The 19,293-nt window shown below is 41.0% G+C and carries 15 protein-coding genes; 14 read left to right on the top strand and 1 reads right to left on the bottom strand.

What is annotated here, in order from left to right:
• Positions 1 to 67: 67 nt before the first annotated feature.
• Positions 68 to 1,819, bottom strand: a complete 1,752-nt coding sequence (gene aspS, locus ACK8HY_RS10550) for an aspartate--tRNA ligase (protein WP_077438761.1) — start codon at positions 1,817 to 1,819, stop codon at positions 68 to 70.
• Positions 1,820 to 2,253: 434 nt separating this feature from the next.
• Here aspS and mraZ point away from each other — a divergent pair, with 434 nt between their 5' ends.
• The 14 genes from mraZ to ACK8HY_RS10480 all read left to right on the top strand — a co-directional run bounded on the left by mraZ (position 2,254) and on the right by ACK8HY_RS10480 (position 19,288).
• On the top strand, positions 2,254 to 2,715 hold the full coding sequence (gene mraZ / locus ACK8HY_RS10545) for a division/cell wall cluster transcriptional repressor MraZ (protein WP_077438763.1): 462 nt from the start codon (positions 2,254 to 2,256) through the stop codon (positions 2,713 to 2,715).
• 4 nt (positions 2,716 to 2,719) lie between these two features.
• On the top strand, positions 2,720 to 3,634 hold the full coding sequence (gene rsmH / locus ACK8HY_RS10540) for a 16S rRNA (cytosine(1402)-N(4))-methyltransferase RsmH (RefSeq protein WP_077438764.1): 915 nt from the start codon (positions 2,720 to 2,722) through the stop codon (positions 3,632 to 3,634).
• A 15-nt stretch (positions 3,635 to 3,649) separates the two neighbouring features.
• Positions 3,650 to 4,063 (top strand): FtsL-like putative cell division protein, encoded by a 414-nt coding sequence (locus ACK8HY_RS10535; RefSeq protein ID WP_077438765.1) that lies wholly within the window; start codon positions 3,650 to 3,652, stop codon positions 4,061 to 4,063.
• Between the two features lie 8 nt (positions 4,064 to 4,071).
• The gene (locus ACK8HY_RS10530; RefSeq protein ID WP_077438766.1) at positions 4,072 to 6,189 is read left to right on the top strand and encodes a penicillin-binding protein; all 2,118 of its coding nucleotides are present in this window, start codon (positions 4,072 to 4,074) and stop codon (positions 6,187 to 6,189) included.
• Positions 6,189 to 7,649 (top strand): UDP-N-acetylmuramoyl-L-alanyl-D-glutamate--2,6-diaminopimelate ligase, encoded by a 1,461-nt coding sequence (locus ACK8HY_RS10525; RefSeq protein WP_077438767.1) that lies wholly within the window; start codon positions 6,189 to 6,191, stop codon positions 7,647 to 7,649. Before ACK8HY_RS10530 ends, ACK8HY_RS10525 begins: the two co-directional genes overlap by 1 nt.
• 4 nt (positions 7,650 to 7,653) lie before the next feature.
• Positions 7,654 to 8,898: a phospho-N-acetylmuramoyl-pentapeptide-transferase gene (gene mraY, locus ACK8HY_RS10520; protein WP_077438768.1), complete on the top strand. Its 1,245-nt coding sequence runs from the start codon at positions 7,654 to 7,656 to the stop codon at positions 8,896 to 8,898.
• 2 nt (positions 8,899 to 8,900) lie between these two features.
• Complete coding sequence (gene murD / locus ACK8HY_RS10515) at positions 8,901 to 10,274, top strand: UDP-N-acetylmuramoyl-L-alanine--D-glutamate ligase (protein ID WP_077438769.1); 1,374 nt, start codon at positions 8,901 to 8,903, stop codon at positions 10,272 to 10,274.
• Positions 10,275 to 10,305: 31 nt separating this feature from the next.
• On the top strand, positions 10,306 to 11,505 hold the full coding sequence (locus tag ACK8HY_RS10510; RefSeq protein ID WP_077438770.1) for an FtsW/RodA/SpoVE family cell cycle protein: 1,200 nt from the start codon (positions 10,306 to 10,308) through the stop codon (positions 11,503 to 11,505).
• Between the two features lie 13 nt (positions 11,506 to 11,518).
• The gene (gene murG / locus ACK8HY_RS10505; protein ID WP_077438771.1) at positions 11,519 to 12,622 is read left to right on the top strand and encodes an undecaprenyldiphospho-muramoylpentapeptide beta-N-acetylglucosaminyltransferase; all 1,104 of its coding nucleotides are present in this window, start codon (positions 11,519 to 11,521) and stop codon (positions 12,620 to 12,622) included.
• A gap of 9 nt (positions 12,623 to 12,631) precedes the next feature.
• Entirely contained in the window at positions 12,632 to 13,987 is a 1,356-nt protein-coding gene (gene murC, locus ACK8HY_RS10500; RefSeq protein WP_077438772.1) for a UDP-N-acetylmuramate--L-alanine ligase, read from the top strand.
• Positions 13,980 to 14,816, top strand: a complete 837-nt coding sequence (locus ACK8HY_RS10495) for a cell division protein FtsQ/DivIB (RefSeq protein WP_077438773.1) — start codon at positions 13,980 to 13,982, stop codon at positions 14,814 to 14,816. The genes murC and ACK8HY_RS10495 overlap by 8 nt, the downstream gene beginning before the upstream one ends.
• 25 nt (positions 14,817 to 14,841) lie before the next feature.
• Positions 14,842 to 16,215 (top strand): cell division protein FtsA, encoded by a 1,374-nt coding sequence (ftsA, locus tag ACK8HY_RS10490; protein WP_077438788.1) that lies wholly within the window; start codon positions 14,842 to 14,844, stop codon positions 16,213 to 16,215.
• Positions 16,216 to 16,355: 140 nt separating this feature from the next.
• Entirely contained in the window at positions 16,356 to 18,056 is a 1,701-nt protein-coding gene (gene ftsZ / locus ACK8HY_RS10485; RefSeq protein ID WP_077438774.1) for a cell division protein FtsZ, read from the top strand.
• An 89-nt stretch (positions 18,057 to 18,145) separates the two neighbouring features.
• Positions 18,146 to 19,288: a sugar phosphate isomerase/epimerase family protein gene (locus ACK8HY_RS10480; RefSeq protein WP_077438775.1), complete on the top strand. Its 1,143-nt coding sequence runs from the start codon at positions 18,146 to 18,148 to the stop codon at positions 19,286 to 19,288.
• Positions 19,289 to 19,293: the final 5 nt, after the last annotated feature.

Genomic DNA, 19,293 nt, shown 5'->3' with positions numbered 1-19,293 from the left:
TGGTCGTTTCCTACCAACTTTTAAATATAGTGTTAATAAATTGTTTCTCGAAAATCGAGCTTGAAATTTATTCTTTTATATCGATATTCAGGCTTAATTCATTCAATTGTTCCTGGTGAATAGTTGATGGAGCATCAATCATGACATCTCTTCCGGAATTGTTTTTCGGGAAGGCAATCACATCTCGGATCGTATCTAGTCCAGCTAATAGTGAGACAAGTCTGTCGAAGCCAAATGCTAAGCCACCATGCGGAGGAGCGCCATAGGTAAATGCTTCCATCAAGAAACCAAATTGTTTCTGTGCCTCTTCCGGACTAAATCCAAGATGTTTAAACATAAGGGATTGCAGCTCTCTGTCGTGAATACGGATAGATCCGCCACCTACTTCGACACCATTTAAGACAAAGTCGTAAGCATTAGCCCTTACTTCACCGGGGTTTGTGTCCAGTAAAGGGATATCCTCTGGTTTTGGAGAGGTAAAAGGGTGGTGCATAGCATGGTAACGTGCGCTGTCCTCATCCCATTCCAATAAAGGGAAGTCAACAACCCATAGGGGAGCAAAAGTGTCTTTGTTGCGAAGACCGAGTTGCGAAGCAACTTCTAGACGTAGTTCGTTTAATTGCTTACGAACTTTATCCTTGCCGCCCGCCATAATTAATAATAGATCGCCTGGTTTCGCGTGGAACTTAGCGGCGATAGCTGTTAATTGTTCTGGTGTAAAAAATTTATCAACAGAAGATTTAACTGAACCATCTTCATTCACACGTGCATAGACTAAACCTGTAGCGCCGATTTGAGGTCGTTTTATAAAATCGGTTAAGGCATCCAATTGTTTCCTTGTGTAATGCGCGCAATTTTCGGCGTTGATACCAACAACCAACTCCGCTGCATCAAATACAGGGAATCCCTTTTCTTTTGCGACATCATTCAATTCTACAAACTGCATTCCGAAACGGATATCTGGTTTATCTGAGCCATAAAGACGCATAGCGTCTGCATAGGTCATCCGAGGTACGGACCCAAGGTCTATGCCTTTGATCGTTTTGAAGATGTGTTTTGCCAATCCTTCAAAAATATTGAGCACGTCTTCTTGTTCAACAAATGACATTTCACAGTCGATTTGTGTAAACTCCGGTTGACGGTCGGCACGTAGGTCTTCATCACGGAAACATTTGACAATCTGGAAATAGCGATCAAAACCTGATACCATTAAAAGTTGTTTGAATGTCTGCGGTGACTGAGGTAATGCATAAAATTCACCTGGGTTCATACGGGAAGGAACGACAAAATCCCGTGCTCCTTCCGGAGTCGATTTGATGAGATAAGGTGTTTCTACTTCTAAAAAATTCTGAGAGTCAAGATAACGACGTACTTCCTGAGAAGTTTTATGTCGTAAAATAAGGTTCTCACGTACCGGATTACGACGTAAATCCAGGTATCTGAATTTCATCCGGATATCGTCACCACCGTCTGTTTCGTCTTCGATTGTGAAGGGAGGTAGTTTCGCTGCATTTAATATCTCAAGGTTTGAAACCTTGATTTCAATATCTCCGGTGGAGATTTTGGAATTTTTATTGGAACGTTCAATAACCTCTCCGGTTACCTTTATGACATATTCTCTTCCCAGTTCACGGGCACTAGCACGTAAAGACGCGTCATCATCTGCATTGAACGTTAATTGTGTGATACCATAGCGGTCTCTAACATCGATGAAAGTCATACCGCCCAAATCGCGGGATTTTTGAACCCATCCACTTAGGGTAACCGTTTTCCCTAAGTCAGCTAATGTTAATTCTCCACAAGTGTGTGTTCTGTGCATATCTTAATAAAAATAAAATTTATACAAAATTATTGGTTTTACTCGACAATAACGAATTCTACTGTTCTTATTTGAATGCCGTTCTCCCACTTTCAACCACACCCGTAGATATCTGTTTTTCCATCCACCACTTTCTCCCATTTTTTTTGCAAAAATGGATCAAAATTAAATTTCTAGAGGGGAAATTTTTACAATTCCTTTCCCGTTTTCGGAAAAAAATAGAAAAATATCTGTCCTTGTTTTCAGTATATATATGAATGGAAAATGCAGTTTAACTGCTTGTAAATAAGGTTTTATGTGTTGTAAGGTGGGTGCGTTGTATTTTTTCTTGTAGCGATTTTTCGATGTGGAAAACTTTTTTATGTTGTAAAGTGGGGGAAAGTGGGAGAAAGTGTATACTTTTACATTTAAATTAGAATAGGATAATTGACTACATGACTCAGTTAATCGGAGAATTCGAATGCAAGCTAGACGCCAAAGGAAGGATGGTGTTGCCGGCTGCGCTCAAGAGGCAGATGCCTCATGTTGAGCGTGATGGGCTTGTTGTGAATCGTGGTTTTGAGAAGCATCTGGTTTTTTATCCGCGTGAGGAGTGGGATTTGATGACAGCTAAGCTGGCTAAGTTAAATCAATTTGATCCAAAGGTGCGGGCTTTTGTGCGTGCTTTTACGCGTGGGGCTACAGAGTTGACATTGGATGCGGCAGGACGTGTTCTGTTGCCAAAAAGCTTGCTTGAATTTGCAGGAATAACAACAGACTTGGTTTTGGCCTGCCAGTTTAATAAGATCGAAGTTTGGTCGAAAGAAGGGTATGAAGATTTGATGGGTGATGGCGGAGTAGAGGATATATCATCTTTGGCGGCAGAGGTAATGGGGGATATTAATTTTGGAATATAGTAATATGGAGAATGTCTATCATGTTCCGGTAATGTTGCAAGAATGCATGGATGCTTTGGCGATTAAGCCTAATGGTGTTTATGTGGATGTAACTTTTGGTGGTGGTGGTCATTCCCGAGAGATACTGAAAAGACTGGGGCCGGAGGGTAAGTTGTTTGCTTTCGATCAGGATCCCGATGCGTTGGGGAATGTGATTGATGATCCTCGTTTTACATTGATCCATCAAAATTTCAGGTTCTTAAAGAATAGCCTCCGTCTGCATGGTGTGCGTACAGTGGATGGTATTTTGGCTGATCTGGGTGTTTCATCGCATCAGTTTGATGCGGCTGATCGCGGTTTTTCAATTCGATTTGATGCGGATCTGGATATGCGTATGGATCAGGTGGGGGATTTGGATGCAAAGGCAGTGTTGGCTAATTATGCTGAAGAAGATCTTCATCGGATTTTTGGTATGTATGGTGAGATTATGAACGCAAAGTCACTGGCAAAAACAATCGTGACAGCTCGTTTGGCGCAGCCGATACATACTGTCGCTGAATTGAAAGAAGCTATCCAGCGCATGGTTCCAAAAGGAAAAGAGCATAAATATCATGCGCAGGTTTTTCAGGCTTTGCGCATTGAGGTTAACCGTGAATTGGAGGCTTTGCAAGAGTTTTTGTTGCAGACTGTTGAGGTGTTGAAAAGTGAAGGGAGATTGGTGGTGATGTCCTATCATTCCTTAGAGGACCGTTTGGTGAAAAATTTTATGGCCAAAGGGAAATTTAAAGGCGATGTTGAGAAAGATTTTTTTGGAAATGAAATCAAGCCGTTCCATGTGTTGAGCCGTAAGGCGATTACAGCATCGCCGCAGGAACTGGCTGTAAATAATAGATCGCGCAGTGCGAAACTGCGTATTGCTGAAAGGTTGGATTTGTCTTAAAAATGGCGTGAAAAGATGAGTAGGAATACAATAAGACAGAAAGAATTGAGTGAGGAAGTTCAAGAGGAACTGCAAGAAACTGTCGAGGAAAAGGCGGAAGAAACAGAAGCGTTTATTAAAACGCTTTTTACCGTTGGAGACCTTTCCTTAAACAAAATATTGGAGTACCTACCTTTTGGGGCTTTCGTTGCTTTTCTGATGCTGTTGTATATTTCTAATCGTCACTTCGCTGAGCGAACTATTCGGAGTATCGATAAGGTGAGCAAGGAAGTCAAAGAGTTGGGCTGGGATCACAAGTCGCTATCTGCGGAGCTTATGAAAATGTCCACGCAAACGGAAATCGCAAAACGCGTGGACTCTTTGGGTTTGAAAGAGCGGGTAGAGCCGCCGATCAAGATTGAAGTTGTAGAGAAAAAAGAAGATAAATAGAGAGAGTTATGAGTATCAGAAACACGATTCTTATTCGCGTCTATTTTGCCTTTGGACTTATTGTGCTACTTGCATTTATGGTATTTGGGAAAATGCTGAAGTTGCAATATGTGGACGGGCAACATTGGAAAGCTTTAGCGGATAGTCTTTCTATTCAGGAACGTGAAGTTGAGGCTGCAAGAGGAAACATCTATTCCAATGATGGTAGTCTGTTGGCGACTTCTGTCCCTGAGTATGAACTTCGTTTTGATGCTATGGCTATTCCTGAAGAAGAAAATGAATATTTCAATCTCAAGGTTGATTCTCTGGCGATTAAATTGGCTGATTTTTTTAAGGATAAATCGTCCCGGCAATATTTGACATTATTAAAACAGGCGCGGAATAAAAAACAGCGTTATCTACTGATCAAACGGAATGTATCGCATCAGGATCTAAAAAAAGTAAAGCAATTTCCGTTATTTAAAGCGGCTCGGGTTGGTAAAGATCGCTATCCAAGTAGTTTAATTACGGATAGACAGAATAAGCGGATCTTGCCTTTCGTGAATCTAGCGGCCCGGACCATTGGTTACAAAAATGTAAAAGAGAATATCCATGTTGGATTGGAGGGGGCATATGGTGAATATATCGATGGAAAAAGTGGGAAGAGATTGATGCAGCGTATTGCTGGAGGGGTTTGGATTCCTGTCAATAGAGATATTGAAGTTGCACCGGTTGATGGTTCGGATATCATATCTACGATTGATGTTAATATGCAGGATATGGCGCAAAGAGCACTGGAGAAGCAGATGATTGTGAGTAATGCGGATGAAGGGTGTGTTGTGATGATGGAAGTGAAGACCGGTGAGGTACGGGCGGTAGCAAATTTTATGCGGGATAAAGATGGAGTCTATCGTGAAAAGTTCAATCTTGCAATTGCGCAAAGCGCGGATCCAGGATCAACTTTTAAACTGGCCTCTTATCTGGCACTGATTGATGACAAGAAAATCGATTCCAGTACAACGATCAATATCGGGAATGGTAACTGGCCGATTTACAAGCATACAATTCGCGATTCGCATGCACCTAAAAAATCTATAGTCTCAGCGAAGCGGGCTTTTGAAGAGTCTTCAAATGTTGGGGTTACAAAATTTGTCTATCAAGCTTATAAAGATAATCCAGATCAGTTTACATCGAAACTACATTCTTTTGGTTTTGGAAAAACGTTAGATCTACAGATTCCGGGGGAAGGTGTTCCACTGGTGAAAACGTCGAAAAGTAAATCATGGAGCGGATTGTCATTGGTGCAGATGGCTTATGGTTATGAGATGAAGATTACTCCATTACAGACCTTGACATTTTATAATGCGGTTGCAAATAATGGTAAATTGATTGCACCGCTATTCGTCAAAGAAATTAGGCATCTGGGTAATACGATACAAACCTTTCAGGCGAAGGTTATTAATGAAAAGATTGCTTCAGATCATGCCTTGGCAGAGGTAAGAGGGATGATGGAAGGTGTTATGACTGAGGGTACCGGCAGAAGTGTTGCCAGCCCATTGTATACATCGGGCGGGAAAACCGGGACGGCACAGATGGCCGATGGTTCGAGAGGATATGGTGCGCGTAGATATCAGTCATCTTTTGCGGGCTATTTCCCAGCAGAAGATCCAAAATATTCCATTATTGTGGTGATTCGAAACCCGAGGAATGGATACTACGGTGCGTCAATCGCTGGGCCTGTTTTTAAAGAGTTAGCGGATATGGTCTATGCCAATGATATGGAAATGCAAGGGAAGAAATCATTCAAAGCGGTTAATGTAGGTGGAAGGATGCCTTTGACCTTGCAAGGATCAAGAGAAGCGAGTAAGAAAGTGTATGATAAGTTGGGAATTAATACGATAAATTGGGATATGGTGGCGAGAGGTGAAGTGGACACATCGAATAGAGGTGTGCCATTTGTGGATTTGAAATATAAGGAAGGAATTGTTCCAAATGTGGTGGGAATGGGATTAATGGATGCATTGTATGTGATGGAGAATGCGGGATTTAAAACGCATGTATCCGGAAAGGGAAGAGTGGGGGCACAGTCTTTGGCCGCAGGTCAAAAACTCCCATTTGGAACAGCGATAAATTTAGAACTTAAGTAATGATGGATTTAAAAAAAGTATTGCATGCTATCCCTGTTCAGCAGGTGGTGGGAAACCTCGAAGAGGTCGAAGTGCACTCTTTGTGCTTTGATTCCAGAAAAGTGGAGTTGGGAAGTTTGTTTATCGCTGTGCGTGGTGTTCAGACTGATGGGCATTTATTTGTGGATAAGGCCATCACTTCGGGAGCAAGGGCAGTCATCGTGGAAGAACTTCCTGCTGAAACATTGGACTCTGTGGCTTATATTTTAGTGGCAGACTCTGCGTATGCGCTGGGAGTAGCCTCGGCTAACTTCTATGGAAATCCATCTGAGCAACTTAAATTGGTTGGTGTGACAGGAACCAATGGAAAAACTACGGTGGCGACGTTGTTATTCCAATTGTTTACCGAACTTGGATATCATGTCGGTCTGCTGTCTACAGTACAGAATCAAATCGGTTCAAAGATAATTCCTGCTACACACACGACACCAGATCCTATCCAGTTGAACCAGTTGTTGCGGAATATGGTGGATGATGGTTGTGACTACGCTTTTATGGAAGTCAGTTCACATGCGGTGGTGCAGGAGCGTATTGCAGGCTTAGTGTTTGCCGGTGCAATATTTACGAATATTACACATGATCATTTGGATTTTCACAAGACTTTTGACAACTATATCAAAGCCAAGAAGAAATTTTTTGATGACCTGGACGTACACGCGTTTGCATTAACCAATGCTGACGATAGAAATGGTCAGGTCATGTTGCAAAATACGGTTGCCCATAAAAAAAGCTATGGCTTACGTTCTGGGGCTGATTTTAAAGCTAAGGTCATTGAAAGCCATTTTGATGGCATGTTGATGAGTATTGACGGACAGGAAGTGTGGGTCAAATTAATCGGCGATTTCAATGCCTATAATCTTTTAGCGGTATATGCTGCAGCCATCTTATTGGAGCAAGAGACGGTCAAGGTATTGACTGCCTTAAGTACATTGAAAGGGGCTGAAGGACGCTTTGAGACGATGAAATCCACCTCCGGTGTTTTTGGTATTGTGGACTATGCACATACTCCTGATGCTGTTGAAAATGTCTTAAAAACTATTAGTTCTTTGAGACGTCCGGAGCAAAAGATTATTACTGTTTTGGGCTGTGGTGGTGATCGCGACAAAACCAAAAGACCTGAGATGGCAGAAGCGGCTTTACGCTATAGCGATCGTTTCTTGATTACATCTGATAATCCGCGCACAGAGGATCCATATCAGATTATTAAAGATATCGAGGCTGGTGTAGGAGCTGATCAGCGAGCAAAAACGCTTTCTATAGCAGACCGGAAGGAGGCGATACGCACTGCGTATCAGTTGGCAAGCCCGGGAGATATTATCTTGGTTGCAGGAAAAGGACATGAAAAATATCAAGATGTGAATGGTGTAAAACATCATTTTGATGATAAAGAAATTTTAGAGAATACATTTAACGAAAAATAGAAATATGTTGTACCATCTATTTACGTGGCTTAGCGAATATATCCATATACCTGGAGGAGGTCTTTTTCAATATATCTCCTTTAGAACATCTATGGCTGTAATCGCTTCATTAATTATTACCACGGTTTTTGGGGGGAAATTGATCCAGTTCTTGCATAATAAGCAAGTTGGCGAGACAATTCGTGATTTGGGGCTGGAAGGTGAGAAAAAGAAAGCTGGTACGCCTACAATGGGGGGGATAATTATCATTGCTGGGATCTTGATTCCTACCTTATTATTTGCCAAGTTGACAAATATCTATGTGATCATCATGATTGTAACAACACTCTGGATGGGCGCTATAGGTTTTTTGGATGATTATATTAAAGTTTTTAGACATAATAAAGAAGGGTTAGCTGGTAAATTTAAGGTTGTTGGCCAGGTTGGTCTAGGCGCTATTATTGCCTGTACGATGTATTTTCACCCAGATATTGTGGTACGCAAAGGTGTGGATAAGCCAACTTCAACCAAACCGGTGGAAGTGGTGATCAATGAGGGGACAGGGGAAAAAACTTATGCTGAAAATGTAAAATCTTCTAAGACAAATATCCCTTTTTATAAGAATAATGAATTTGATTACGCCAAGGTGTTTAAAGTGTTTGGCTTGCAAAGTGACTATCTGACTTTTGTTGTGTTTTTAGTTGTTGTCATTTTTATCGTTACGGCGGTTTCCAATGGCGCTAACATTACAGATGGTATAGATGGTCTCGCCACGAGTACTTCCGCGATCATTGGGGTTACTTTGGCTATTTTAGCTTATGTATCCGGTAACGTAATTTTTTCGGATTACCTTAATATCATGTATATACCCAATTCCGGTGAGCTTGTAATTTTTGCGGGAGCATTTGTAGGAGCTTGTGTAGGTTTTCTATGGTATAATACCTATCCCGCGCAGGTTTTTATGGGGGATACGGGAAGCTTGGCCATTGGAGGTATCATTGCAGCATTTGCTATTCTAATCCGTAAGGAATTGTTGATCCCAATTTTGTGTGGTGTATTCTTATTGGAAAATCTGTCTGTTATCTTGCAGGTCTCTTATTTCAAATACACAAAAAAGAAATACGGAGAAGGAAGACGGATTTTCTTAATGTCGCCGCTACATCACCATTTTCAAAAGAAGGGCTATCATGAGGCCAAAATTGTAACTCGTTTTGTTATTGTGGGTATTATTCTAGCCATTCTAACAATTGTAACATTAAAAATTAGATAACGATGTCAAATATTGCAACAACATATTATCCTCAATCCGGCAGCTTGGTCGTTCTAGGCGCAGGTGAAAGTGGTGTGGGAACTGCAATCCTGGGGAAGGAGAAGGGGTATGATGTATTTGTATCGGATAAAGGCCTGATAGCTGATCACTATAAGGAACAGTTGAAAGCGGAAGGCATCGCTTTCGAGGAGGGCAACCATGACGAATCACGCATATTGAACGCTGCACTGGTTGTAAAGAGTCCCGGAATTCCGGAGACGGTACCCTTGGTGGTCGCTTTAAAGAAAAAAAATATTCCTGTAATTGCCGAAATAGAATTTGCTGCCCAATATACTGCTGCTAAATTAATCTGCATCACAGGATCAAATGGCAAGTCTACGACAACCATGTTGACATACGAAATGCTAAAGCATGGTGGCCTTAATGTTGGTTTGGCGGGGAATATTGGAAAAAGCTTTGCACTTCAGGTGGCGCGTGAAAATTTTGACTGTTACGTATTGGAAATTTCCAGCTTTATGTTGGACGATATGTATCATTTTAGAGCAGATATTGCTGTCATTCTGAATATCACGCCAGATCATTTGGATCGTTACGACCATAAAATGGAGAATTATGTGGATTCCAAATTCAGAATGATCCAAAATCAGACAGAGAAAGATTATTTTATATACTGTTTAGACGATCCCGAGACAATTAAAGGATTGGAGAGACACCATAGTAAAGGGACATATTTACCCTTTACACAAGAGCAGCTTGTTGAATTGGGAGCTTACTTAACTGCCAATAAAACAATGATTATTAATACACCAAATAACGATACATTCACTATGAGAACTGAGGAATTGTCATTGCAGGGGAAGCATAATATTTATAATAGTATGGCTTCCGGATTGATTGCAAAAGTGCAGGAGTTGAGAAATCAAGCGATGAAAGAGAGTATGGGATCGTATGTGAATATTCCACATCGTCTTGAACATGTTGCCTGTATTGGAGGAATCAATTATATCAATGATTCAAAGGCTACCAATGTTAATTCGGTATGGTATGCGCTGGAGAGTTTTTCAACACCGATCGTATTGTTATTGGGAGGTGTAGACAAGGGTAATGATTATTCGATGCTTGCTGATTTGGTGAAAGACAAAGTACGTGCTATCGTTTGTTTAGGAAAGGATACTGCCCCAATTCATAAGGCCTTTGAGCAGGATGTTGAAATTATTGTTAACAGCACATCTATGCAGGATGCCGTTGTCTTGTCTTCACATTTAGCTAAGAAAGGTGATACGGTGTTATTGTCCCCGGCTTGTGCGAGCTTTGATTGGTTTAAAAATTATGAAGATCGTGGCGATAAATTTAAAGCTGCTGTAATGGAATTATAAATAAATGGTACAACCATAAAGGGAGAAGGATATGTTACAGAACATAATGTCTAAATTGAAAGGTGATCGATGGATATGGATCATTGTGATTATCTTATCGGGATGGTCACTTTTGGCTGTATACAGTTCGGTCGGAACCCTGGCCTATAAGGAGGGAAAGGGGACAGAAATGTATCTGTTGAAGCATTTTTCTATCATTGCTGTGGGATTTATCCTGATGTATCTTTCTCATAAATTGGATTATCGTTATTATGCCGGTATATCTAAAATAATGATGGGAATTACTATTCCTTTATTGTTGTTTACGCTGTTGTTTGGAAGTAAAGTTAATGAGGCAAGTCGTTGGTTGACTATTCCTGGGATTGGATTGACATTTCAAACGTCGGATTTAGCAAAACTTTCGTTGATTGTTTTTCTTGCACGGATGCTGTCTAGAAAGCAGGAAGAAATTAAGGATGTTAAAAAGTCTTTTTTACCAATCATGGGGTCGGTTTGTGGGGTATTTATACTTATAGCATTAGCCAATTTATCTACAGCACTCATGTTATTTGGTGTTAGTGTGCTGTTGTTGTTGATTGGTCGGATTAGTTTTAAGCAGATTGCGATAGTCTGCTGTGGAGGTGCTGTCCTATTGATGATGGTTATCTTCTTTGGTCCGCGACGGGCAACTTATATTAGCCGGGTGAAATCCTTCTTTAATACTGAAAAAGTAGACAAGACTGTCTCGTTTCAGGATGATAAGAATTATCAGGCAAATAATGCGAAGATTGCAATCGCCACAGGTGGACTGTTTGGTAAAGGGCCTGGAAATAGTGTACAGCGCAATGTGTTGCCCCACCCATATTCTGATTTTATTTATGCAATTATTATTGAGGAATACGGGACTGTTGGTGGAGTGATTTTGCTATTTCTATACCTGGCTTTTATGTATCGATGTATACGTATCGTCACGATGAGTCCCAAAGCGTTTGGGACATTTCTTGCAGCCGGTTTAGGATTCAGCTTGACCATACAGGCTCTGGCGAATATGGCAGTTGCGGTAGGATTGGGGCCGGTTACTGGGGTGCCCTTACCTTTAGTGAGTATGGGGGGAACTTCGATTTTGTTTACAAGTGTGGCTCTGGGAATTATCCTGAGTGTGAGTAGAAATATTGAGGAATTAAAAGGAAAAGAACAGTTGGAAGAAAAACAGAAGCCGAAGAAAGTGGTCGTCGGCTCAATTCCAGCTTAAATAAATATTGAGCATGGCAATTCGCGTAATAATAAGTGGGGGTGGTACCGGAGGACATATTTTTCCGGCGATTTCAATTGCAAATGCATTGAAGACGATTGATCCTGCAAATGAAATATTATTTGTAGGGGCCAATGGTCGGATGGAAATGGATAAGGTGCCTGCTGCAGGGTATTCTATTGTTGGACTTGATATCCAAGGAATCAATAGGAAGCAGTTGTGGAAAAATATCCTATTACCATTTAAATTAATGAAGAGCCTGAGTAAGGCAAAAAAGGTAATCCGGGATTTTAAACCCGACGTGGCTGTAGGTGTTGGTGGTTTTGCTTCAGGTCCTTTGTTGATGATGGCAAATAAATTGGGAGTCCCTACCGTGGTTCAGGAGCAAAACTCTTACGCAGGTGTCACAAACAAGAAAGTTGGTGCTAAAGCAGCCAAGATTTGCGTAGCCTATGAGGGGATGGAACAATTCTTCCCAGCTGATAAAGTATTGTTGACCGGAAATCCTATACGCAGGGAATCTGTGGCGATCGAAGGCAAAAGAACGGAGGCCTTAGCGTTCTTTGGGTTGGAACAACATAAAAAGACTATCCTGATATTGGGCGGAAGCTTGGGGGCGAGAACATTGAATGAAAGTGTCGTTGCCTATTTGGAGACTTTAGCTAAGGATGAGGTACAGGTGATCTGGCAATGCGGTAGCTTTTACATAGACTCACTTCGGAGAGATCTGGAGGGAAAACTGCCTGAAAACGTGAAGATGATGGCTTTTCTTCAAAAAATGGATTATGCTTATGCAGCGGCCGACCTGATTATCAGTCGTGCAGGGGCGGGAACCATTTCCGAACTGTGTGTGGTAGGTAAGCCGGTTATTCTTGTTCCTTCACCAAATGTTGCGGAAGACCATCAGACCAAAAATGCAATGGCATTGGTCAATAAGCATGCGGCGCTTCTAGTGAAAGATGTAGACGCTATAAAGACATTAATTCCAACAGCGCTGGATTTATTTAAAAATCCGGATCAGGTAGCGCAGTTGAGTGAAAATATAAAATCACTTGGTAAGCTGAATGCTGATATTCAGATTGCTGAGCTCGTATATAAATTGGCAAATAAGAAATAGATAAAGCGTATGAATCTAGATGCAATAAAACAAGTTTACTTGATCGGAATAGGCGGGATAGGCATGAGTGGCCTTGCGCGCTATTTTAAGCATTTGGGCTGTGAGGTGAATGGATATGATCGTACGGAAACCGAATTGACCAAAACATTGGTCAATGAAGGTCTTTCAATTACATATCAGGATGATGTGAATTCTATTGATCCTATTTTCCATCAGCCTTCCGCTGCCACATTGGTGATATTTACACCTGCGATCCCTAAAGATTCTAAGATTAAAGCTTTTTTTGAATCTCAAGGTCATGTATTGTATAAAAGATCACAGGTACTCGGTATCATCAGTGAAAGCAGATTTACAATTGCAGTGGCTGGAACACATGGCAAAACAACTACGTCAACGATGGTAGCCCATTTGTTGAAAGATTCAGGATATGATTGTTCAGCTTTTTTGGGTGGTATTAGCTCCAATTATGATACCAACGTACTTTATGGAGCAAATAATACGGTAGTAGTTGAAGCGGATGAATTTGACCGTTCATTTTTGACACTTCATCCGAATATCGCGATCGTGACATCCTCGGATGCGGATCATTTGGATATCTATGGTGACAAGAGTCATCTGCTCGAATCTTTCCAGTTGTTTTTGGATAAAGTCGTTGATGGTGGTACCCGAATTATTAGGAAAGGATTGGAATTTAAAGGTCAGATTAGTTATTCTGGCCAAGAGGTAGCCGATGCCTATGCGTCGAACGTTCACGTAAGGGAAGGGGAGTTCTTTTTCGACTACCAGGACGCGAACGGAAAAATTGAAGATATTCATTTGGGTATCCCCGGGATTCACAACGTTGAAAATGCAGTTGCAGCAATTACGGTAGCACGTTTGTTGGGAATTTCAGCTGAGGCAATTAAGACGGCATTGACAACATTCAAGGGGGTAAAAAGACGATTTGAATATATTGTTCGTACACCGGAGGTGGTCTATATCGACGATTATGCGCACCATCCGGAAGAGTTGCGTGCCTTTTTGACTTCCATGCGAAAGTTATATCCGTCAAAGAAGCTAAATGTTGTATTTCAGCCGCATTTGTTTACGCGCACCAGAGATTTTGTGGATGGATTTGCCGAGGTGTTATCTATGGCAGATAATCTATTATTGATGGAAATATATCCTGCACGGGAACTTCCTATTGAAGGTGTTAACTCAAGTTGGTTATTGGATAAAATTACAGCAGAGCATAAACAGGTTGTTACTGCCGAAGAAGTATTGGATTTTGCACGGAACGAAAAACCGGATCTGATTGTGACAGTCGGCGCAGGAGATATAGATAAATTGGTAAAACCATTGAAAGCGATTTTTGAGCATGCTTAAAAAATTACGTGACATACAATGGAATCGTGTACTCTATTTTACCCTATTTTTTATTGGGGTTATTGTAGTTGTTGTGATCATGACCATTGTGGGTAAACGTGATGAACAACAGCTTTGCAAGGATGTGAAGATAGTGATAGAAGGTACAGAGGCTTTTATTGATCAGGCGGATATTTCAAAACTGATTGAGCAGAACTACGGAAGTTTTGTAGGGAAGAAGCTGAATGGTATTCCCTTTCAGCGCGTGGAAAAGACGCTGAAAAAATTGCCTTATGTATCGAATGCGAGCATCCATGCCGATATGGATGGAACAATACAGATTAATATCGATCAGCGCGAGGCTGTTATGCGAATTATCAATAAAAATGGGCGCGAATTCTATGTTGATCCCAAAGGTTTAAAGATACCGACTACATTAAAGTATATTCCGCACATCATGGTGGCGACCGGTAATATAGCCGAGGGATATAACGAGGCATTGGATACAATCTCGACCCCCTTGGTAAAAGATTTGGTGAAGGTGGCGGAATTTATTGGAAAAGACGAATTGTGGAGTAACCAGGTGGTACAGATTTATGTCAATTCGGACCATGATATCGAACTTGTTCCCCGTGTCGGAACACAGCAATTGATTGTTGGATCTGCAGATTCGTTGGAACAGAAATTTGAATTATTAAAGACATTTTATACGCAGATCATGCCAAAAGTGGGAATTAATGCCTACGGAGTGGTGAACGTAAAATACGGAGGACAGATCATTTGTGAAAAGCGCGGAAACTGGAGCTTTTCAGATGATCAAACAAAAAAAACAGCAAATAATACATTATAGTAATACAGCAACAATACAGGAAATTATGAACTCAAAGGCAGCAGAAATTGAAAGAGAAAACCCAATTATCGTGGGACTCGATATTGGTACTACCAAAATTTGTGTTACGGTTGGGAGACGTAGCTCAGGAAACAAAATCGAATTATTAGGTGTCGGTAAAGCCGAATCTGCTGGTGTGAGCAGAGGCGTGGTTGCCAATATCCAGAAGACTGTGGGAAGTATTTTGGAAGCGGTAGAAATTGCCGAGGCACAATCTAATGTCGATATCAAGGTTGTCAATGTGGGGATTGCCGGTCAACACATTAAGAGCATCCAACACCGTGGAATATTTACTAAAACAGATGGCGATGATGAAATCATTCGAAGAGATATCGAACGTTTGATTTCGGACATGTATAAACTGGTACTGCCTCCAGGAGAAGAAATTATACATGTGTTACCGCAGGAGTTTACCGTAGATAATGAACCGGGTATCCGTGAACCTATCGGCATGGCTGGACGTCGTATAGAAGCAAATTTCCATATTATTTCGGGAAGAGTTACCGATATCAAGAATATTAAAAAATGTATTGATAATTCCAACTTGGAAGTTGCTGAACTGATCCTTGAGCCTTTGGCATCTTCAGAAGCTGTATTGGATGAAGATGAGAAAAATGCTGGTGTTGTATTAGTTGATATTGGTGGTGGAACGACGGATGTTGCCATCTTCCATGAAGGAATTATTCGTCATACCGCGGTAATCCCATTGGGCGGTAATATTGTGACTGAGGATATTCGCCAAGGCTGTTCTGTATTGCGTTCTCAGGCAGAATTGCTGAAAACCCGATTCGGATCTGCCCTGGCCGATGAGAATAAAGAAAACGAGGTGATTTGTGTGCCGGGATTGAAAGGTCGTGAGCCGAAAGAAATTTCTGTGAAAAACTTGGCTTATATCATTCAGGCTAGAATGGAAGAGATTATCGAACATGTGTATTATGAGATCAAATCCTCTGGTTATGAGAATAAACTGATCGGTGGTATCGTTATCACAGGTGGTGGCGCTCAATTGAAACACTTAGTACAACTCGTTGAGTATATTACTGGGATTGATTGTCGTGTAGGTTTTCCGAACGAATATCTGTCGAAGAATGAGGTGTTGCCTAAACCACTTTTTGAGGAATTGAAAAGCCCTCTATATGCAACCAGTATTGGCTTGTTGATTAAAGGAATTCAATCGCACGAAGAGGAGGAAGATAGTCGTAGAGAAGCACATGCTCCAGCCAAAAAAGTGCAGGTAACCATGACCACGAAAGAGGTATCGGAACAGCAGCAAAAGGAGCAGGGACTGTTGTCGTGGTTCAAACGATTTATTAAGGATGGTAACGAAATTGATGACGCAAGTTTTTTAGATAAAAAGTAAGTTTTCCACAATGCTTGAAGTTTTCCACAATTTCACAAATGTGGAAAACTTTTGTTGAAATTATATTATTATTACATTACATATAGTGGGTTTGGTTCATTTTGATATCGTGTTCATTATAAGTTAAATAGGGATAAGTTATGTCAATACAGTTTGAAATGTTAAAAGAGCAATCTTCAATAATCAAGGTTATTGGGGTTGGTGGTGGTGGCGGCAATGCCGTAAACCACATGTATAAACAAGGAATCAGTGGGGTGGATTTTATCGTGTGTAATACCGATGCGCAAGCGTTGGAGTTAAGCCCGATCCCAAATAAAGTTCAATTGGGAATAAGTCTGACTGAAGGTATGGGTGCTGGAGCAGATCCTGATGTAGGTGAAAATTCTGCTATCGAAAGTATTGAGGATATCAAACGCATGCTGGGAACCAATACCAAGATGTTGTTTATCACTGCAGGTATGGGTGGTGGTACAGGTACCGGCGCTAGTCCAGTCTTGGCAAAAGCAGCCAAAGAGCTTGGTATTCTTACTGTCGCTATTGTCACAACACCATTTACATTTGAAGGCAAGCGTCGTCGCTCACAGGCAGAAGAAGGACTTTCAGAATTGCGTAAGTATGTAGATTCTTATCTTGTTATTTCCAATGATCGCCTACGTGAAATCTTCGGAAATTTAACAATGACTGCAGCATTCGCAAAAGCGGATGATATATTGACTACAGCGGCAAAAGGTATCGCTGAAATTATAACGATTCCAGGTTATGTGAACGTCGATTTTAAAGATGTTCGAACTGTAATGAACGATAGTGGTGTTGCCATCATGGGTAATGCTGTTGCGGAAGGTGAAGACCGCGCATTGAGAGCAGTGGAAGGTGCTTTAGCTTCGCCATTGTTGAAAGACAATGAGATCGAAGGTGCCCGTTATATTCTGTTGAATATTACTTCTGGTACAAAAGAAGTAACCATGGATGAAGTTGCAATTATTACCGATTATATTCAGGAAAAAGCGGGTTTGTCAGCTGACTTGATTTGGGGTAACTGTATCGATGAAAATTTTGAAGATGAATTGTCCGTAACTATTATCGCGACAGGTTTTCAGACTTCAGAGGAGCGTGATAAAGAACGTGAAAATACGAAGGTATCTATGCCCTTGACACCTGAACCGGTAAATTCTTTTGTAAAACCTGTTTCTCAGGTTGCCCCAAAAGAGGCGCCAGTTGCCAATAGTTTTGTCACTCCGGTTCAACGTGTGGATACACAAGCTCCTTCAACAAATACTTCGACCCCAAATAATTTACAGTCTGACTTGTTTACTTCACCTAGAAATGTTGTGCAACAACAACAGGTAGCGATTGAAGAACCGCAAGTAATACGTCATGATTTGGGTTTTGACGGCGCTTATGAGGAAGAAACTTCATTTGCTGAAAGTGATTTTCAACTGAAAACTTCGCCTTCGGTTTTCCAGTTTCAAATGCCGACCGTATTTGATTCATATACTGCTCCATCGTCATCAGACTATGATGAAAGACCTACGTTTTCTTCGAGTACAACCAATGAGCAGATCGAAGTTCCTCAGGTAGAGGAAGAACAGGTTTCCTTTGAAGATCAATTGGTACGTACAAAAGAGCGTATCTTGAGATTGAAAGAATTGAGTATGAAATTGAAATCTTCAAATGGCCTGCATGAGTTGGAAAATGAACCGGCTTATAAGAGAAAGCAAATGTCATTGGAAGATACACCACATTCTTCACAATCACAAGTATCTCGCTTTACATTGTCATTTGAGGATGGAAATACGGAGATTCGTCCAAATAATTCATTTTTACATGATAATGTAGATTAATCGAATTGACATAAAATACTAAAAAAGCCATCCAATCGGATGGCTTTTTTAGTATCTTTAGATACCGATATAATACAATTATACAAGCTATGACTACAAAATTAAATAACCCTGTATGGGTGATGAGTTCTGCCTTTGATAAATTGTCATTACCAGAATTGATTCAGACAACAAAAAGAATTGGCGCTGGTGGAATTGACTTATGTGTTTTTAGAAAAGATGGTACGCGCGAAGATCATACAGCGACGCATTTGGATTATGATGAGTTTACACCCGTAAAAGCAAGAGAAACGCTTGAGTTATTTAATCAGGCTGATTTAAAGCTTTCACTTGGAGCCTTTGAGAATATGATTGGCGGAGATCCTGAACAACGTGTAAAAAATCAGAATCACTTATTGAAACTGATCCGGATAGCCCATTTGTTGGGTGGTGACGAGAATAATGTTAAGGTGGGTACTTTTGTCGGTTATAATCATGAATTGGGAAATCAGCTTGATGGATTTCAGAAAAACCTGGATGAATATAAACGCGTATTTGCACCGATTGTTAATTATGCCGAAAGCCTTGGGGTAACTATACTCTATGAAAACTGTCCAATGGAGGGCTGGCGCTCTTCACGTTATAGTTCTACCTATAATAATTTGCCTGCTGTCTTAGCCGCGCGTAAATTAATGTATGCAATGATACCTAGCAAGGCACATGGTGAAATTTACGATCCTTCCCATGATGTCTGGCAAAATACAAATCCAATTGATGTCATTCACAATACCGACATCAGTCGATTGCAACGTATACATGTGAAAACCACACGCAACCTACAGACAGCTGCCCGTGTGGATTGGGGTGGGATGTATCCGATGCAGCATGTGGATGCCGAACTGGCAAAAAAGGCCAATGTGAGCATTCCGGGCCATGACTGGGACAGACATCACTATGAAGCAATGCTTCCCGGATTTGGTGGATCAGATAGTATGGACTGGCGCGGTTTTGTCGATCTACTTCAGGAACGTGGATTCAAAGGGCCATTCGAAATAGAAAACGAGGCAAAAAATTCAAAAGATACGGGTGATTTCTCAGCAACAGTACAGGGATTTACAACTTGCCTTAATTTTCTAGCCCCTATGTTATGGGATTTAGAAGCTGAGGTAGGGTATGCTTATAAAAAATCCGAGCCGTTAAAAGATATCAATGTAAAAGATGTTCCGGTTATTACGATGGATGATCTCATCTAAAAAAA

Source organism: Sphingobacterium sp. NGMCC 1.201703, from assembly GCF_047784615.1.
In the GTDB taxonomy this organism is placed as follows: domain Bacteria; phylum Bacteroidota; class Bacteroidia; order Sphingobacteriales; family Sphingobacteriaceae; genus Sphingobacterium.
Note: the sequence above shows the minus strand (reverse complement) of the source record. Positions and strands in the feature narration are given on the sequence as shown.

What these genes read in the sequence shown, in the direction of transcription:
- aspS (WP_077438761.1), bottom strand. Translation starts at nt 1,819, where the DNA reads ATGCACAGAACACACACTTGTGGAGAATTAACATTAGCTGACTTAGGG.
- ACK8HY_RS10495 (WP_077438773.1), top strand. Translation starts at nt 13,980, where the DNA reads ATGCTTAAAAAATTACGTGACATACAATGGAATCGTGTACTCTATTTT.
- murC (WP_077438772.1), top strand. Translation starts at nt 12,632, where the DNA reads ATGAATCTAGATGCAATAAAACAAGTTTACTTGATCGGAATAGGCGGG.
- ACK8HY_RS10530 (WP_077438766.1), top strand. Translation starts at nt 4,072, where the DNA reads ATGAGTATCAGAAACACGATTCTTATTCGCGTCTATTTTGCCTTTGGA.
- mraY (WP_077438768.1), top strand. Translation starts at nt 7,654, where the DNA reads ATGTTGTACCATCTATTTACGTGGCTTAGCGAATATATCCATATACCT.
- rsmH (WP_077438764.1), top strand. Translation starts at nt 2,720, where the DNA reads ATGGAGAATGTCTATCATGTTCCGGTAATGTTGCAAGAATGCATGGAT.
- ACK8HY_RS10535 (WP_077438765.1), top strand. Translation starts at nt 3,650, where the DNA reads ATGAGTAGGAATACAATAAGACAGAAAGAATTGAGTGAGGAAGTTCAA.
- ACK8HY_RS10525 (WP_077438767.1), top strand. Translation starts at nt 6,189, where the DNA reads ATGATGGATTTAAAAAAAGTATTGCATGCTATCCCTGTTCAGCAGGTG.
- mraZ (WP_077438763.1), top strand. Translation starts at nt 2,254, where the DNA reads ATGACTCAGTTAATCGGAGAATTCGAATGCAAGCTAGACGCCAAAGGA.
- ACK8HY_RS10510 (WP_077438770.1), top strand. Translation starts at nt 10,306, where the DNA reads ATGTTACAGAACATAATGTCTAAATTGAAAGGTGATCGATGGATATGG.
- ftsA (WP_077438788.1), top strand. Translation starts at nt 14,842, where the DNA reads ATGAACTCAAAGGCAGCAGAAATTGAAAGAGAAAACCCAATTATCGTG.
- murD (WP_077438769.1), top strand. Translation starts at nt 8,901, where the DNA reads ATGTCAAATATTGCAACAACATATTATCCTCAATCCGGCAGCTTGGTC.
- ftsZ (WP_077438774.1), top strand. Translation starts at nt 16,356, where the DNA reads ATGTCAATACAGTTTGAAATGTTAAAAGAGCAATCTTCAATAATCAAG.
- ACK8HY_RS10480 (WP_077438775.1), top strand. Translation starts at nt 18,146, where the DNA reads ATGACTACAAAATTAAATAACCCTGTATGGGTGATGAGTTCTGCCTTT.
- murG (WP_077438771.1), top strand. Translation starts at nt 11,519, where the DNA reads ATGGCAATTCGCGTAATAATAAGTGGGGGTGGTACCGGAGGACATATT.